Source organism: Vibrio cholerae ATCC 14035, assembly GCF_000621645.1.
Taxonomy (GTDB): Bacteria; Pseudomonadota; Gammaproteobacteria; order Enterobacterales; family Vibrionaceae; genus Vibrio; species Vibrio cholerae.
This window is the reverse complement of record NZ_JHXR01000011.1, coordinates 42,445-60,066: the sequence shown is the minus strand read 5'-3', so window position 1 is coordinate 60,066 and position 17,622 is coordinate 42,445. Positions and strand designations below refer to the sequence as shown.

The 17,622-nt window shown below is 50.7% G+C and carries 10 protein-coding genes and 1 pseudogene; 9 read left to right on the top strand and 2 right to left on the bottom strand.

From position 1 onward, the window contains the following. Nucleotides 1-261 precede the first annotated feature (261 nt). The 3 genes and pseudogenes from pulA to T411_RS0108000 all read left to right on the top strand — a co-directional run bounded on the left by pulA (nt 262) and on the right by T411_RS0108000 (nt 6,624). A pseudogene (pulA, locus tag T411_RS1000000120790) lies at nt 262-3,902 on the top strand (pullulanase-type alpha-1,6-glucosidase). 117 nt (nt 3,903-4,019) lie between these two features. After that, entirely contained in the window at nt 4,020-5,822 is a 1,803-nt protein-coding gene (locus tag T411_RS0108005; RefSeq protein WP_001259539.1) for a protein-disulfide reductase DsbD, read from the top strand. 172 nt (nt 5,823-5,994) lie between these two features. After that, nucleotides 5,995-6,624, top strand: coding sequence for a response regulator (locus tag T411_RS0108000; protein WP_000378642.1), 630 nt, complete (start codon nt 5,995-5,997; stop codon nt 6,622-6,624). A gap of 98 nt (nt 6,625-6,722) precedes the next feature. Here T411_RS0108000 and T411_RS0107995 read toward each other — a convergent pair whose 3' ends face one another. Further along, nucleotides 6,723-8,468 (bottom strand): potassium/proton antiporter, encoded by a 1,746-nt coding sequence (locus tag T411_RS0107995; protein ID WP_000340296.1) that lies wholly within the window; start codon nt 8,466-8,468, stop codon nt 6,723-6,725. 378 nt (nt 8,469-8,846) lie between these two features. Between T411_RS0107995 and T411_RS0107990 the strand changes: the two genes are divergently transcribed. Together T411_RS0107990 and T411_RS0107985 are read left to right on the top strand one after the other, a co-directional pair. Then, complete coding sequence (locus T411_RS0107990) at nt 8,847-9,113, top strand: DUF4212 domain-containing protein (RefSeq protein WP_000874728.1); 267 nt, start codon at nt 8,847-8,849, stop codon at nt 9,111-9,113. 10 nt (nt 9,114-9,123) lie between these two features. Further along, complete coding sequence (locus T411_RS0107985) at nt 9,124-10,827, top strand: sodium:solute symporter family protein (RefSeq protein ID WP_000354544.1); 1,704 nt, start codon at nt 9,124-9,126, stop codon at nt 10,825-10,827. A gap of 97 nt (nt 10,828-10,924) precedes the next feature. Here T411_RS0107985 and T411_RS0107980 read toward each other — a convergent pair whose 3' ends face one another. Then, nucleotides 10,925-11,596, bottom strand: coding sequence for a 7-cyano-7-deazaguanine/7-aminomethyl-7-deazaguanine transporter (locus T411_RS0107980; protein WP_001015358.1), 672 nt, complete (start codon nt 11,594-11,596; stop codon nt 10,925-10,927). Nucleotides 11,597-11,963: 367 nt separating this feature from the next. Between T411_RS0107980 and gmk the strand changes: the two genes are divergently transcribed. The 4 genes from gmk (at nt 11,964) to recG (ending at nt 17,313) form a co-directional block, all read left to right on the top strand. After that, nucleotides 11,964-12,587: a guanylate kinase gene (gene gmk, locus T411_RS0107975; RefSeq protein ID WP_000515790.1), complete on the top strand. Its 624-nt coding sequence runs from the start codon at nt 11,964-11,966 to the stop codon at nt 12,585-12,587. A 107-nt stretch (nt 12,588-12,694) separates the two neighbouring features. After that, entirely contained in the window at nt 12,695-12,967 is a 273-nt protein-coding gene (gene rpoZ / locus T411_RS0107970; RefSeq protein WP_000135052.1) for a DNA-directed RNA polymerase subunit omega, read from the top strand. A 31-nt stretch (nt 12,968-12,998) separates the two neighbouring features. Then, nucleotides 12,999-15,116, top strand: a complete 2,118-nt coding sequence (gene spoT, locus T411_RS0107965) for a bifunctional GTP diphosphokinase/guanosine-3',5'-bis pyrophosphate 3'-pyrophosphohydrolase (protein ID WP_000280450.1) — start codon at nt 12,999-13,001, stop codon at nt 15,114-15,116. 118 nt (nt 15,117-15,234) lie between these two features. Then, nucleotides 15,235-17,313, top strand: a complete 2,079-nt coding sequence (recG, locus tag T411_RS0107960) for an ATP-dependent DNA helicase RecG (protein ID WP_000080593.1) — start codon at nt 15,235-15,237, stop codon at nt 17,311-17,313. Nucleotides 17,314-17,622 lie beyond the last annotated feature (309 nt).

Sequence of the window (17,622 nt, the reverse complement as noted above, 5' to 3'; positions counted from 1 at the left end):
CTTGTCATCACCATCAGGCAAAGCGAGGCTAACTGGCGCACTCAGTAGGGCTTTGCTCTGTATAGCACGTCATCTCACCCTACAATCCGTGCTCTAAATCACGGCTCCTCCTCCCACCATTCGTGATGTTCTACCCTGCTTGAGGATTTTTCTTCATCGAAAAGATCTTTATTGAGTTGTCTCACACTCCGTAGCCCAGCATTTTCCTTAGCCTATTCATAGTGTTGAACAACAACCTCTATAATTCTAAGGAACGAGAACGTGAATAATCCTACTTTCAATCTCTCACGCGTGAATCGCGTGCTGCTGCCGATGTTGGCCAGTACCGTGCTGCTCGGCTGCAATGAGTCAAACACTAATCCAGATAACAACACCCAAGGCCCAGTCACCCCTCAACAGTTGGTGAAAGTCTATTACCAAGCGACCACCGCCCAGCGCAGTGGTGACAGCTCGCCTTACAGCAAAGCTTCTCTTTATGTTTGGAACAATGAGCAGTGCGCGGCCTATGCGGGCAATAACCCTGACGCGAACGATTGGGCCAAGGGTCTATTGCCCACCGGGATTGATGATGAGTTAGGCGCCTATTGGGAGTTGCCCTATCATGCGAATGAGTCCACTCAGTGCATTAACTTTATTCCACGGATTGATGGGCAAAAACCACTGGGCGATTACGATGCCAAAGTCGATTTAACTCAGTTAGGTGCGGGTAATGCGGTTTACACCCAGCAAGGCGTTGCGGCAGTCTATCCAGAGTTAATCCCCCGTAATGCACTGCCGGCCAATACCGCGCGCCTGTATCTCAATACGCAAGATGGCGATGAAAGCTTCTTCACCCTGCATGTGTGGAATGAAGGTGAATGCCAAAACTATGCGGCCAGCAATTCAGCTTGGCCGGGCATCGCGCCGAGCGGATACAGTAAAACCTATGGCCCTTATTGGGATTTACCGATTAATGGCCGCGATAACTGCATCAATGTTATCCCCAACAATAAAACCAACGGCGACTATCAAACCGCCAATTTGAAACTAGATTTCACCAAAACGGGAGCGATTGGCCCTATCGGCTTTGTGTTCAAAGGCACCGACAAAATTTACTACCAGCCTTTGGCAAAACGGCCACAAAATCAGGTTGAACTGAGTGGTGCAAGCGCGATTTTTGCGGATGCGTCGACCTTACTGGTGGGCAATCTGGAAGCGACATCAGCCACTCTGTATTACTCCCGACAAGGTCAACTCCGTTTTGACAGTGCCAGTAAAACCGTACTCAATGCCGACCATACGATTACCTCTCAGCGCCCAAGCGGCACCGAATGGCAAGCGCAAAAACCGCATTTGACCTCAGGCTTTCGTGGCTTTGAGTTTGATTTCCAAGCCGCAGGGTTAGATCTCAAAACCTTATTGCAAGGCCAACTGTTACTGGTTGCCAGTGATACCACAGGCGTCCTTTTAGCAACCGAAGTACAGCCCGCCAGTGCCTTGGATGCGCTGTATGCGGATAGCGCGAGCACTTTGCAATATGGCGCACTGATCAATCCTGATGGCAGCACCACTTTCCGCTTATGGGCTCCGACAGCGCAAGCGGTATCGCTGATCCCTTACGGGACGGATAAACAAGCCAAAACACCGATTGCGATGAGCTTTGATACCCAGTCAGGCAGTTGGAGTGCCGTCAACACAGCACTGGCGCATGGCGATTACTACAAATCACCGTCTATCACCCTGCGACTGACCAGATTGAAACCTATCAAGTGACAGACCCTTACTCGCACAGTTTGGCCATCAATTCACTCTACAGTCAGGTAGTGGATCTCAATCATGCCGATCTCAAACCTGAGGGCTGGGATACGTTAGCTGCGCCACATCCACAACACGAGCGTGCCGATTTTATTTTGTATGAAGCTCACGTCCGTGATTTTTCTGCCCACGACACCACCGTCACTTCGGCGCACCGCGGTAAATTTGCCGCCTTTAGCGAGCAAGAGAGTCAGCCCGTACAACATTTAAAACAGCTAGCTCGTTCTGGTGTGACCCATCTGCATTTGCTGCCCGTGTTTGATATTGCCACCATCAATGAAGACCCAGAGCAAGTGGTCAATTTGGATCAGCCATTTAGCCGTTTGTGTGATCTCAAACCCGTACTCAAAAACGACAGTGACTTAGCGGCTTACTGCACTGGTAATGACACACTGCAAAGCGTCTTTACCACGTTAAAAGCCAAAGACTCGAAAGAGCAGCCTCTCGTGCAGCGTTTAAATGGTTTTCTGCGTGATGTGGATAGCTTCAACTGGGGCTATGATCCGTTCCACTACACCGTGCCTGAAGGCTCGTATGCCACTCAACCTGACGGCGTTACCCGCATCAAAGAATTTCGTGAGATGGTGCAAGCGGTCAAACAAGAGATTGGGATGAATGTGGTGATGGATGTGGTTTACAACCACACCAACGAAGCGGGGGTTTCGGATAAATCGGTACTGGATCGCATCGTCCCTTGGTACTACCAACGCTTGAATGAGTGGAGTGGTCAGGTCGAGAATTCTACTTGCTGCTCGAATACCGCACCGGAAAATCGCATGTTTGCTAAGTTGATTGATGATTCGATTCGTACTTGGGTTAAAGAGTACAAAATCGATGCCTTCCGCTGGGATTTGATGGGACATCACCCACTGGCGCAAATTGAGCAAACCTTAACGGCGGCCAAGCAAATCAATCCTGATGTTTACTTCTACGGCGAAGGTTGGAACTTTGGCGAAGTGGCGAATGATCGCCAATTCAAACAGGCAACCCAACCCAATTTGGCCGGAACGGGCATTGGCTCGTTTTCAGATCGTCTGCGTGATGCCGTGCGCGGTGGCGGCCCATTTGATGGCGAAGCGAGCCTACGCGCTAACCAAGGCTGGGGTAACGGTATTTATGTGCAAAAAAATGATCTGAGCAACAACACGCGAGCTCAAGCACTGCACTTGGCAGATTTAACTCGCCTTGGTATGGCTGGGAATTTAAAAGCCTTCACCTTTATTGACCAAACAGGCAACACCATCAAGGGCTCAGAACTCGACTACAACGGCCAAGCGGCAGGTTATGCCAATGATGCATGGGAGATCCAAAACTATGTTTCTAAGCACGATAACCAAACCTTGTGGGATAACCAGCAGTACAAAATTGACTATGCGCTGCCACTACACACTCGAGTGCACATGCAAGCGGTCAGCTTAGCGACGGCGGTATTAGGCCAAGGTGTGCCTTTTGTACACATGGGAAGCGAGTTACTGCGTTCTAAATCCATGCAGCGTGACTCTTACGACTCTGGTGACTGGTATAACCGCGTTGATTTTAGCAAAACCAGCAATAACTGGAATGTGGGCCTGCCACGTCAAGACAAGGACGGCAGCAACTGGTCGATCATTGAAACCGTGATTGCACAAGCCGGAGCCAATGCCGAGCCACAAGCCGTCGACATTACCACCATGAATGATTATTTCAATGAATTGGTGCAACTGCGTCGCTCGTCATCCCTACTCACGTTAGGCAAAGGCAGTGAGATCATCAAACGCGTCCATTTCCACAACACAGGCAGTGAGCAAATTCCGGGCGTCATAGTGATGAGCATTGATAACCAAGGCGATCTGCATGATGCTTCCCTCGATGCTGCGCGATCAGGCTTGGTGGTGGTACTCAACGCCAGCCCAACACCGCTCACCGAGTTTGCCCACTTTGATGCCACCGATTATCAGTTGCATGCCATTCAAGCGGATCTGGGTAATCGTTCCATCGCTTATAATGGCGTAGCCGCGAGCGTTGTTAACCAGCGACTGAGCGTTCCTGCATGGTCAGTCGCCGTCTTTGAAAAACGACATCCTAAAGTAAGGGGAAAGCTTTCGCATCCTCGAATCAACAACACCTAATGACAAGGGAAGCCACTGGCTTCCCTTGTTGATGTTCATCTTATTGAAACTTATTGCGCCCTTCTCGGGTCTGATTGGGTTACTATCACCGGTAAATGATTAATCACGATTTGACTCATGCGCACACTGATACTCTGTTTTTCACTGCTGTTCGCCCTGCTTACCCAACCCGCTTGGGCGATCTTTGGTAATAACGCTGGCAATAACACAGGCACTGCAAGCTTTGCTCCGACACAAAACCGTTTTGTTCCGGTCGATGAAGCGTTTCCGTTTAATGCGTTCCAGCAAGGCTCAACCTTGTTTATCGATTGGCAAGTCAAAGAGGGATATTACCTCTATCAAGACAGGATCAGCATCAGTGGTGAAAATCTTGAGATCGGTGAGTACTCATTGACCGAAGGTGAGCCTTATCACGATGAGTTTTTTGGTGATGTGAAAATCTACACAACACCTTTATCTGTTCCGCTGCCTTTGGTGGCTTATCAAAGCGGAGCCAAAGTCATCGTGCAGTATCAAGGCTGCGCCAAAGCAGGTTTCTGCTATCCACCAGAAACTCGAGTGATCGACATTACGCCATTTAACGCAGAATCAAACCGCGTTATCGAGCCTAAGACCAACACATCAACACAAACAACACTGCCACAAACCGATAACGCCCCCACGTCTGCCCAAGATTCACTGGCCAACAAACTGGCGCAAAATTGGTGGACGCCACTGCTGTTTTTAGCGCTTGGGGTTGGTCTGGCTTTCACTCCTTGCGTGCTGCCCATGTATCCGATTTTAACCAGTATCGTACTTGGCGGTGCCCAGCTCACCCAACGCCGCGCGTTACTGCTCAGCGTGATTTACGTGCAAGGCATGGCGCTCACTTACACCCTGCTTGGGTTAGTGGTCGCTTCGGCTGGATTGCAATTTCAAGCCGCACTACAACACCCTTATGTGCTGATGGGTTTAAGCGTGCTGTTTGTGGCGCTCGCCCTTTCCATGTTTGGTTTGTACAGCCTGCAGTTACCAAGCGGGGTGCAGACTTGGCTGAATTCATTGAGTAACGCTCAGCAAGGTGGCAGCCTACCCGGTGTGTTTGCCATGGGCGCCATCTCAGGCTTGGTCTGCTCGCCTTGTACCACTGCGCCACTTTCTGGCGCCCTGCTTTATGTGGCGCAAAGTGGCGATCTGCTCACGGGCGCGGTCGCCCTGTACGCGCTCGCCATCGGCATGGGGATTCCGCTGATTTTGGTGGCCGTGTTTGGCAATAAATTGCTGCCTAAAGCGGGCAACTGGATGGAGCGAGTGAAAACCCTGTTCGGTTTTGTACTGCTCGCGGCGCCGATTTTCCTGCTTGAGCGCATTGTGCCTGAGTTTTGGTCCAGCGTGCTGTGGTCGGCTCTCGGTTTAGCGGCGTTTGGCTGGCTGTACCATGTCAAAAACAGCCTGCCGTTTGGTGGTTGGAAACAGAGCTTAATTGGGATAGTCGCGATTTTAGGACTGCTGGCTTCCGCCCAGCCCCTGCTTAATCGCTGGTTGGCACCGACTCAAACCGCTCAGCAGGTCAAACAGATCCAATTTACTCGCATCGCTAACCTGAGCGAGCTGCAAAGCGCACTGGCAGAGGCTAAAGCACAAGGCAAACCTGTGATGCTCGATTTCTACGCGGATTGGTGCGTGGCCTGTAAAGAGTTTGAGAAATACACCTTTCACGCCAAGCAAGTGGAAACCAAGCTCAGCGGCTTTGTACTGCTGCAAGCCGATGTCACTAAAAATCAGCCGCAGGATATTGAGTTACTCAAGGCACTGAATGTGCTCGGTTTGCCAACCATTGAGTTTTGGAACGCGCAAGGCGAGCCAGTACCGAATGCTCGTATTACCGGTTTTATGGCCGCGCAACCGTTTCTCGACCATCTCACACAACAAGGTTTATAAGTTGTCGCCCCATTCGCACTGCGGTGGGGCGACGCCACCGAAATCGTGTTCGCTATTCAAACTCATGCATTTAAAAAGGGATACAGTTCAGACTTTTAACGGGTAAAGATTGTTCACTGTGCTAAACAGAACAATAATTCCTATAACTGTTTGGTAAACCTGTTGTGACGTCATGGACTCGACCTACACCATCATCATTGCTGATGACCATCCCCTGTTTCGTAACGCGCTGTTTCAATCGGTGCACATGGCGATCAGCGGTGCGAATTTGCTGGAAGCGGACTCGCTGGATGCTTTGCTCACCCTACTCAATAAAGAATCAGAGCCCGACCTGCTGCTGCTGGATCTGAAAATGCCCGGCGCCAATGGCATGTCAGGTTTGATTCACTTGCGTTCCGAATACCCAGATTTACCGATAGTAGTCATTTCCGCTAGTGAAGAACCTAGCGTGGTATCGCAGGTGAAAAGTCACGGCGCGTTTGGCTTTATTCCAAAATCGAGCGATATGCGCAGCCTGATTGCCGCGCTCAATCAAGTGCTCAACGGCGAGCCTTATTTCCCCGCACATTTACTGGTTGATGGCTTTGTCGGTAATGACCTAGCGGAAAAAGTCGCCGCGCTGACTCCGCAGCAATACAAGGTACTTGGCATGCTGTCTGATGGTCTGCTCAACAAGCAGATTGCTTATGAATTGAATGTGTCGGAAGCCACCATAAAAGCGCATATGACGGCCATTTTCCGCAAACTTGGGGTGAAAAACCGCACTCAAGCAGTGATCTTGCTAAAAGAAATGAGCGAGTGATCTACTCGCTCATTTCTGCTTACTCGCGCTATACCCAAACGCCTTGCCATTGCTGGTCGGCGTTGAACACCACCTCAACGTCAAGGCGCAAACGATCGTTACTCGGCGCCTTCTTGTAGCTCTTCTTCGGGCGGTAAGCGCAGACCGATTTTGGTCACTTTCCAGTCCACTACATCGGCGACCACCCATTGCAAACCATGCCATTCGAAGTAATCGCCGAGCACTGGCGTTTCACCCAAATGCTCTAACACCAGATCTTTAAGCTTAGCGTCAGCCTCAAGCTCACCTAAGTCCAGACCATACAACAAAGCCACATCTTGCAATTTCGCTTCAATATCGAGGAAAAAGTCGCCAAAGAAGCGCGCAAGAGAAGCTTTTTCTGGTGCTTCGCTGAATAGACGACTGAGCGATTCCAGATCGCGCTCCTGCGCCATCACACACAAGGTGTCGCCTTCGCATAATTCGGTACTCCCCGATGGGTGCAGCAGTTGATTATCGCGAAACACCGCCGCAATCCGGGTACCTTCCGGCATAAAGAGATTGCGCAGCGGCTCACCGATACACCATTTGTCGGCTTTGAGTTTATAGATAAACAACTCCCACTCGCTGGTCGGATAAATTTCCACGCCCGTGCGCGAAATCGGCTCCGGTTTTGGGGGCAGTTCCACTTTAGCCAGCGACATGGCTTTGGTCAGCGTTCCACCCTGCACCACCAGCGACACCATAACCACGAAAAACGCGAGGTTGAAGTAAAGCTGGGCGTTGGGCAAACCCGCCATCATTGGGAAGACCGCAAGGATGATCGGCACGGCGCCACGTAGCCCAACCCAAGAGACAAACCATTTCTCACGTGCGGTAAAACTTTTAAACGGCGCAAGGCCAATCCATACCGCAATGGGGCGCGCAAAGAGGATCATCCCCACCGCCAACGCTAAACCGGGAAGTGCAATCTCCATCAATTCCGATGGTGTGACTAACAAACCCAGCACCAAGAACATGCCAATTTGCGCCAGCCACGTCATGCCATCGAGCACGTTAAGGATCGCGTGACGACTGCGCGTAGGACGATTGCCGAGCAATAACCCCGTCAAATAAATCGACAAAATTCCGCTGCCACCCAATGCGTTAGACAAGGCGAAAATCATCAAACCGCCACTCACCGCAAGAATCGAGTACAAACCTTCCGGTAATTGGTTGCGATTGATTAGCCACCATAAAATCCAGCCACCCGCCAAGCCAAGCAGCGCTCCGACACCAAACTGCTGGGCAAAACTGAGCAATAAAAAGCCTGCGCTTAAATTGGTTTCAGCGCTGCCAAGCACTGCGATCAAGGTAACGGTCAAAAACACCGCCATCGGGTCGTTGGTTCCCGACTCAATTTCCAAGGTTGCACCAACCCGTTCATTGAGGCTGCGCCCTTTGAGCAGAGAAAATACCGCCGCCGCATCCGTCGAACCTACAATCGCACCAACTAAGACACCTTGCAGTAGGCTCAGATTGAATAGCCACATCGCGAGCAAACCAGTAAGCAAGGTGGTCACAGCAACACCTAAGGTTGCGAGAGAGACCGAAGGCCAGAATGCGACGCGAAAACTCGCCACTCGAGTGCGCATCCCGCCATCGAGCAAGATAATCGCCAGAGCGAGGTTACTGACTAAATAGGCTACGGGATAATTATCAAAGGCAATCTGTCCAATGCCATCTTCTCCCGCCAACATACCAACCGCGAGAAACACCAATAAAATCGGGATCCCCAATTTCGAGGAGACAGGGCTAAGTAATACGCTGATGCCTATCAATAAGGCACCTATCATAAAAAAACTGTTAATCGTAACGGCGTCCACTCTACCTCCCAGTCTGCGATTAACGACTTGATGTCGTTAACGGATTGCCCTGTTTATCAATAAGTTTGCCCGCCTATTGTGCACGAATTCATGACATCACTAAGAAAAGTTTATGTAAACAAATCACGCTTTAGCGAGCTTTGCTCGACAAAAAAACCATTACGCCACTCGTCGTCGTTATACTTTTGGCTACATTAACATCAGATTAACATCTCATTTTTATAGCTGCCGTCGAATAACCCTTCGCTTTAACGCTGTTTTTTGTCCTAAATCCCCCGACTAAAGTTGCACAGATCCCTTGCTATTAGGCTGCTAACCTAAGATGCGTAACATTGTGTTAACACCTCTAACGGGATAACGAAAAGGAAGGAGAAGGCCATGGCGTTCAAATCATCTGAACATGCTCAAGCCTACTGGAAGGAAAACTTGGGGATCATGGGCTCACTGCTTGCAGTGTGGTTTTTAGTCTCATTCGGCGCCGGCATTTTGTTTGTCGATGCACTGAATACGATTGAATTTGCTGGGTTCAAACTCGGCTTTTGGTTCGCGCAACAAGGTTCGATCTACACCTTTGTTGCCCTGATCTTTGTCTATGTTGCGCGCATGAATGCGCTCGACAAGAAATATAACGTACAAGAAGACTAAGGGGCTGAGCATGGATATTCAAACCTGGACGTTTATTCTGGTCGGCATCACTTTTGCGCTCTATATCGGTATTGCGATTTGGGCGCGTGCGGGATCGACCAGTGAATTCTATGTTGCGGGCGGTGGTGTACACCCTGTCGCCAACGGCATGGCTACCGCTGCCGACTGGATGTCAGCGGCTTCCTTCATCTCAATGGCAGGCATCATCTCTTTTATCGGCTATGACGGCACCGTTTACCTGATGGGTTGGACGGGCGGTTATGTGCTGCTTGCACTTTGCCTTGCTCCTTACCTACGTAAATTCGGTAAATTTACCGTGCCGGATTTTATCGGAGACCGTTACTACTCCAGAACCGCGCGTATGGTTGCCGTATTCTGTGCCATCTTTATTTCGTTCACTTATGTGGCGGGACAAATGCGCGGTGTCGGCGTGGTGTTTGCGCGCTTCCTTGAAGTTGACATCAACGTCGGTATCGTGATCGGTATGGCGATCGTGTTCTTCTACGCGGTAATGGGCGGCATGAAGGGCATCACCTATACCCAAGTAGCACAATACTGTGTACTGATCTTCGCCTTCTTGGTGCCTGCGATCTTTACTTCACTGATGATGACAGGGAACCCCATTCCACAAATTGGTTTTGGTTCAACCCTGACAGGAACCGATGACTATCTCCTCAATAAGTTAGATGGCCTCGCCGTGGAACTGGGCTTTACCGCCTATACGGATGGCTCAAAGAGTATGGTTGACGTCTTCTTTATCTGCGCAGCATTGATGGTGGGTACAGCAGGTCTACCTCACGTTATTATCCGCTTCTTCACTGTACCTAAAGTGTCAGATGCACGTGTCTCTGCTGGTTGGGCGTTAGTGTTTATCGCATTCTTGTACACCACTGCACCTGCAGTAGCAGCCTTTGCTCGCGTCAACATGATTGACACCATCAACGGTCCAGACATGCAAGGTGTGACGGCTGCTGAAGCACCGACTTGGTATCGCAACTGGGAAAGCACGGGCCTTGTCAAATGGGAAGATAAAAACGGCGATGGACGTATGTTCTACTCAGGCGATGCGCGTAACGAGATGACCATCAACAACGACATCATCGTTCTGGCTTCACCTGAAATCGCCAAACTGCCGAACTGGGTTGTGGCTCTACTGGCAGCAGGTGGCCTTGCCGCCGCACTCTCTACCGCAGCGGGTCTGCTACTGGTTATCTCAACCGCGATTTCTCATGACTTGTTGAAGAAAGGGTTTAAACCCGATATGACCGATAAGCAGGAGTTGCTCGCCGCGCGGATTGCCGCCGCACTCGCCATCGTTGGCGCGGGTTATCTGGGCATCAATCCTCCGGGATTCGTCGCTCAGGTGGTGGCCTTCGCCTTCGGTCTGGCTGCAGCCTCCTTCTTCCCAGCGATCATCCTTGGCATCTTCTATAAGAAGATGAACAAAGAAGGGGCGATCATAGGTATGTTGGCAGGGATCACCTTTACTGCAGCTTACATCATCTACTTCAAGTTCATTAACCCAGCCGCGAGCGTTCCCGCCAACTGGTGGTTCGGTATCAGCCCAGAGGGCATTGGTACACTCGGTATGTGCTTGAACTTTGTGGTGGCGATTGTGGTTAACAAATTCACCGCTGAAGTACCACAAGATGTGCAGGATATGGTGGAATCTATCCGCTATCCAAAAGGTGCTGGCGCGGCACACAGCCACTAAGTTAATACTGACTACTCAATCCTAAATGTGAAAAGCCCGAGACTTCTCTCGGGCTTTGTTTTTCCTCGCCGCGGCGACCGTGTCGCGCTTGGTTTAATTAGGCTTTGGCACTCGCCATCGCAAAATTGGGGTTCACCGCAGTCAGCTTTTTGATCAGGTAATTAAGCAAGACGCCGTACATAGGCACAAACAAACCTAAGCTAATGATGAGCTTGAAGGTGTAATCGACTAAAGCGATTTCCGTCCAATGCTCAGCCATAAACGGATCGCTGCTCTGGTAGAAAGCAATCGAGAAGAAAGCGATGGTATCGAGTGCATTACCAAACAGCGTCGAACAGGTTGGCGCCACCCACCACTGCTTCATTTGACGTAGGCGGTTGAACACATGCACATCCATGATCTGCCCAAGCAGATATGCCATAAAACTGGCGATCGCAATCCGCGCGACAAACAGATTGAATTCACTCAGCGGCGCTAAACCTTGGTATTGGCCTTCAAAAAACACCACCGAAAGCAAGTAAGAGACCGCCAATGCAGGGAGCATCACCAGAAAAATGATCTTACGCGCCAATCCTGCACCAAAAATACGTACGGTGAGATCGGTCGCTAAAAAGATAAACGGAAAAGTGAATGCGCCCCACGTAGTGTGGAAACCGAAAATGGTAAACGGGATTTGCACCAGATAATTGCTCGACGCAATGATCACGAGGTGAAACAAAACAAGATAGCCAAGGGCTTTGCGCTGCTGCGCAGGGGTAAAGTGATTCATACTGTACCTTTTTAGTTTGGTTTGGGGGCGAGGGAACCCAAATTGGAAGCACGCTTCCGGCTCAAATTTTACATGGTTGACCAACAGCCAACTCACAAGGGCGGCGATTATATCCCAAACGTTATCCGGCGCAAGGGTATTTTTTGAGCAAACGATGGCGTCATCATTCCGAAATGATCATCCTTTTTGCGCGGAGAGTTTAACCGACAAGCCATCGCAACGCTTGAGAAGATCTTGCAGATCGTGCTACTCTTCGCCTCCATTTTTCTGGCTGAAAAATCATCCATTCTGGATCCAGTCAGTGCTATCTTTAAATCATTGCCGGTTAAGGCAAAGACACAATCCCAACCTAAGTGGAACCGAATCGATGGGCAAAGGTACTCTTTATATCGTTTCTGCACCCAGTGGCGCAGGCAAATCAAGCTTAATTGCCGCCCTATTGGAGCAAAACCCAACCTATGCAATGAAAGTCTCGGTCTCACATACCACGCGTGGTATGCGCCCCGGCGAACAAGATGGCGTTCATTACCATTTTGTCGAGAAAGAACATTTCATTGAGCTTATCGGCAAAGGGGAATTCCTCGAATACGCAGAAGTGTTTGGCAACTATTACGGCACTTCTCGGGTGTGGATTGAAAACACACTCAACAAAGGGATTGATGTGTTTCTCGATATCGACTGGCAAGGTGCGCGTCAAATCCGTAGCCAAATGCCAGAAGCGAAAAGCATCTTTATCCTGCCGCCTTCGAAAGAAGAGCTGGAACGCCGCTTAAACACGCGCGGCCAAGACAGCGATGCGGTGATCGCTAAACGCATGGGTGAGGCTAAATCTGAGATTTCGCATTACAGCGAATATGATTACGTCATCATTAATGATGATTTTGATGTCGCGTTAATGGATTTCAAAGCCATCATTCGTGCAGAAAGATTGAAGCAAGACAAGCAAGCTGCTAAATATAGCGCTATGTTGTCTGCTCTGTTGGCTGAATAAACAGCCAGCTTGGGTTATCAGTCTATCCCGTTGCTAGAATCTCAACCGGTTAGCCTGTATACTTTCTCGTCATTCAACTTATCAGTTAACTAAATTTTGGAGTTCTCATGGCACGCGTAACAGTTCAAGACGCTGTTGAAAAAATTGGCAACCGTTTCGACTTAGTTCTGGTTGCGGCTCGCCGCGCTCGTCAAATGCAATCTGGCGGTAAAGATGCATTGGTGCCGGAAGAGAACGATAAGCCAACGGTTATCGCTCTGCGCGAAATCGAAGAAGGGCTGATCACGAAAGATGTGCTGGATGCGCGTGAGCGTCAAGAGCAGCAAGAACAAGAAGCGGCAGAGCTGGCTGCAGTTAGCAGCATCATGCACAACCGTTAATCGTAGCGATTTAACCCGCCGGGCCTGAAATTTGTATCTATTCGATAGTCTAAAAGACGTTGCCCAAGAATACCTCACAGAGCCTCAAATTGAGGCTCTGCGCCAATCTTATGTGGTAGCCAGAGATGCCCATGAAGGGCAAACCCGCTCAAGCGGCGAACCTTATATCATTCACCCTGTTGCCGTCGCGCGAATTCTCGCCGAGATGCGTCTCGACCTAGAAACGCTACAAGCGGCACTGCTGCATGATGTGATTGAAGATTGTGATGTCACCAAAGAAGACTTAGATGCCCATTTTGGCAGCTCAGTCGCCGAGTTGGTGGACGGGGTGTCTAAGCTCGATAAGCTCAAATTTCGCGATCGCAAAGAGGCGCAGGCGGAAAACTTTCGCAAAATGGTGCTGGCCATGGTGCAGGATATTCGGGTTATCCTAATCAAACTGGCCGACCGCACGCACAACATGCGCACCCTCGGTGCACTGCGTCCGGACAAAAAACGCCGCATTGCCCGTGAAACCTTAGAAATTTATGCTCCCCTCGCCCATCGTTTGGGTATCCATAACATCAAAACCGAACTCGAAGAGTTAGGCTTTGAAGCGCTCTACCCGAATCGTTATCGCGTCCTTAAAGAGGTGGTGAAAGCCGCGCGCGGTAACCGCAAAGAGATGATCCAACGCATCCACAGTGAAATCGAAGGCCGCTTACAAGAAGTGGGGCTGCCGGCTCGCGTGGTGGGTCGTGAGAAAAACCTGTTCTCCATCTACAACAAGATGAAAACCAAAGAGCAGCGCTTTCACACCATTATGGATATTTACGCGTTTCGGATTGTGGTGGATACCGCAGATACCTGCTATCGCGTGTTGGGTCAGGTGCATAGCTTGTACAAGCCGCGCCCAGCGCGGATGAAAGATTACATTGCCGTCCCGAAAGCCAACGGCTATCAATCGCTGCACACTTCCATGGTTGGCCCCCACGGCGTTCCAGTTGAAGTGCAGATCCGTACCGAAGATATGGATCAGATGGCGGATAAAGGGGTGGCAGCCCATTGGTCGTACAAAGCCAATAGTGAACGAGGTGGCACTACCGCGCAGATTAAAGCCCAGCGCTGGATGCAAAGCTTGCTCGAGTTACAGCAAAGTGCCGGTAACTCCTTTGAATTTATCGAAAACGTCAAATCCGATCTGTTCCCAGATGAGATTTACGTATTCACTCCCAAAGGCCGTATCGTTGAGCTGCCAATGGGCGCAACTGCCGTCGATTTTGCTTACGCGGTACATACCGACATCGGTAATACCTGCGTCGGCGCGCGAGTCGATCGCACGCCATACCCGCTCAGCCAATCGCTGAAAAGTGGCCAGACGGTGGAGATCATCAGCGCGCCGGGCGCACGTCCGAATGCAGCATGGCTCAACTATGTGGTGACTTCGCGCGCGCGTACCAAAATCCGCCAAGTGCTGAAGACGATGCGTCGCGAAGACTCAATTACTCTCGGTCGTCGCCTGCTTAACCATGCGCTTGGCGAACACTCGGTTAACGAAATTGCCCCAGAGAACATCAGCAAAGTCTTGAGCGATCTAAAAATCGCCTCGATGGATGATTTACTGGCCGCGATTGGTTTGGGTGAGTTGATGAGTATCGTGATTGCACGCCGCCTACTTGGCAATGCTGATGAACTGACCGAGCCTAGCAAATCCGGCGGCAATAAAAATAAACTGCCGATCCGCGGCGCAGAAGGCATTCTGCTCACCTTTGCCAACTGTTGTCACCCCATTCCTGACGATCACATCATCGCTCACGTTTCACCGGGACGTGGCTTAGTGGTACACCGTGAAACCTGTCCAAACGTACGCGGCTATCAAAAAGAGCCAGACAAGTACATGGCGGTGGAATGGACTAAAGATTACGATCAAGAGTTCATTACTGAGCTGAAAGTGGATATGCACAACCGCCAAGGTGCATTGGCTGAACTGACCAATGTGATCTCCAAAACGGGCTCGAATATTCATGGCCTGTCAACGGAAGAGCGCGATGGTCGCTTGTACACAGTCACCGTTCTGCTCACCACCAAAGATCGGGTGCATTTAGCTGGCATCATGCGCAAAATTCGCACCATGCCCCACGCGCTTAAAGTGCGCCGCCGTAAGAACTGAACAACACCAGCGAGGGTGAAACCTGCGTTTCACCCCCTATCTTGGGCAATTTTTCCTGTACAAAAACACAGCTCGATGTTTGAATAGCCATTAAGTCAAATGGTTAGATCAAACGCGCATGTCACAACTCCTTTCAGCCGTTCCTCTTTGTGAACTCTCCGGTGTCGGGGCCAAAGTCGCCGAAAAACTGGAGAAAGTCGGTTTGCACACGGTGCAGGATCTGCTGTTTCATCTTCCACTGCGTTATGAAGATCGCACTCGCGTTTATCCGATAGTGCAACTGCACCACGGTTTATGGGCCGCGGTACAAGGCAAAGTGATGGCAGTGGATACCCTGTTTGGCAAACGCAAAATGCTCACCGTGAAAATCAGTGATGGCAACGGTACACTGACACTGCGTTTTTTTAACTTCACCGCGGCGATGAAAAACAACTTTGCGGAAGGCAAATTTGTGCATGCCTATGGGGAAATCAAACGCGGTAATCAAGGCTTAGAGATCATCCATCCTGACTACAAATTCTTTACCCCTGCACAAACGCCCGATGTTGAGCCAAACCTGACTCCGGTTTACCCAACCACTGAAGGACTGCGCCAACTCACCCTACGTAATTTGACTGACCAAGCGTTGGTGCTACTGGAAAAATCTGCGGTGCAGGAGTTACTGCCATCCGGACTTTACGATCAGCAGATGACCTTAGCCCAAGCGCTGAAGATCATTCATCGCCCATCGGCGGATATCGATTTGCGCCTGTTTGAACAAGGGCGACATCCGGCGCAAATTCGGCTGATCATGGAAGAGCTGCTGGCGCAAAATCTCTCTATGCTCGCGATTCGCAGTCAAGGCCAGCAAGATGTGGCCTTGCCACTGGCACCCGTCCACCAACTCAAACAACAACTCTTAGCACAGCTTCCCTTTTCACCGACTAAGGCGCAGCAGCGCGTGGTTGCCGAAATCGAAGCCGATTTAGCCAAGCCGCACCCAATGATGCGCTTAGTGCAAGGCGATGTCGGCTCAGGCAAAACCTTAGTCGCAGCGCTTGCGGCAGTGCGGGCGATTGAGCATGGCTATCAAGTAGCCTTGATGGCTCCTACCGAGCTACTGGCCGAGCAGCACGCGCTCAATTTTGCGCAGTGGCTAGAGCCGATGGGCATTCAAGTCGGCTGGCTCGCGGGTAAGCTCAAAGGCAAAGCGCGGGAAACGGAGCTGGCACGCATCGCCAGTGGCGAAGTGAAAATGGTGGTTGGCACCCATGCTCTGTTTCAAGAGCAAGTGTCGTTTGACCATCTTGCCTTGGTCATTATTGATGAGCAGCATCGCTTCGGGGTACATCAGCGTTTAGAGCTGCGCGAGAAAGGCGCAAAACAAGGCGCGTACCCGCATCAGCTCATTATGACTGCTACTCCGATCCCGCGTACTTTGGCGATGACGGCTTATGCCGATTTGGAAACCTCAGTGATTGATGAGTTACCCCCCGGGCGTACTCCGATTCAAACCGTAGCGATTCCGGATACCAAACGCGATGAGATTGTCGAGCGCATTCGCCACGCCTGCCTCAACGAAGGCAAGCAAGCGTATTGGGTGTGTACTTTGATTGATGAATCCGAAGTGCTGGAAGCGCAAGCGGCCGCAGAAACGGCCGAGGAACTGCAACGTAAACTGCCCGAAGTCAAAATCGGCTTAGTGCATGGCCGGATGAAACCCGCCGAAAAACAAGCGGTAATGCAGGCGTTTAAAAACAATGAGCTGCATCTGCTCGTCGCCACCACAGTGATTGAAGTGGGCGTGGATGTGCCTAATGCCAGCTTGATGATCATTGAAAACCCCGAGCGTTTGGGGCTAGCTCAACTTCACCAGCTACGCGGCCGTGTTGGGCGTGGTACCGTAGCCAGCCATTGTGTGCTGCTGTTTCATGCACCACTCTCCAAAACCGCGCAAAAGCGTTTGGGCGTTTTGCGTGAAAGCAACGATGGATTTGTCATCGCGCAGCGCGACTTGGAAATTCGTGGCCCCGGAGAGCTACTGGGCACCAAACAAACCGGCTTAGCCGATTTCAAAATTGCCGATCTGGTACGCGATCAGCAACTGGTTCCGCAAGTGCAACGCATCGCGCGACATATCCATGAACGCTACCCACAAAATGCACAAGCCATCATCGACCGCTGGTTAGGCGAACGTGATATTTACGCCAAAGCTTAGTTTTTGATCCTCATCAATTCGGTCTAAAACCCCACAAGCAAACGTTTGCTTTCCTGAGTAAAACCTCTATAATCGCCGCCATTTTCCGGTAAGCGCAAACGTTTACCTCTCTACCCAGAGCAGAGTCTGATTATACCCAAACGACTTGGAGTTGCAGGTAGGCGGCAAGTGAGTTCATCCCCATGAGCATAGACAAACTATGTGATTGGGGTGAACGAACGGAGCCAACACCGCTGCAGCTTCAAGTAGGAAGGGGATAACAGCAATCACAGAAGCGGCTTCTGCTCCACCTTAACCACCCATTCAGCG

Bases quoted from the DNA above. Each gene is read 5' to 3' on its own strand.
- T411_RS0107990 (WP_000874728.1), top strand. From the start codon at position 8,847: ATGGCGTTCAAATCATCTGAACATGCTCAAGCCTACTGGAAGGAAAAC.
- T411_RS0107980 (WP_001015358.1), bottom strand. From the start codon at position 11,596: ATGAATCACTTTACCCCTGCGCAGCAGCGCAAAGCCCTTGGCTATCTT.
- rpoZ (WP_000135052.1), top strand. From the start codon at position 12,695: ATGGCACGCGTAACAGTTCAAGACGCTGTTGAAAAAATTGGCAACCGT.
- T411_RS0108000 (WP_000378642.1), top strand. From the start codon at position 5,995: ATGGACTCGACCTACACCATCATCATTGCTGATGACCATCCCCTGTTT.
- T411_RS0108005 (WP_001259539.1), top strand. From the start codon at position 4,020: ATGCGCACACTGATACTCTGTTTTTCACTGCTGTTCGCCCTGCTTACC.
- gmk (WP_000515790.1), top strand. From the start codon at position 11,964: ATGGGCAAAGGTACTCTTTATATCGTTTCTGCACCCAGTGGCGCAGGC.
- T411_RS0107985 (WP_000354544.1), top strand. From the start codon at position 9,124: ATGGATATTCAAACCTGGACGTTTATTCTGGTCGGCATCACTTTTGCG.
- recG (WP_000080593.1), top strand. From the start codon at position 15,235: ATGTCACAACTCCTTTCAGCCGTTCCTCTTTGTGAACTCTCCGGTGTC.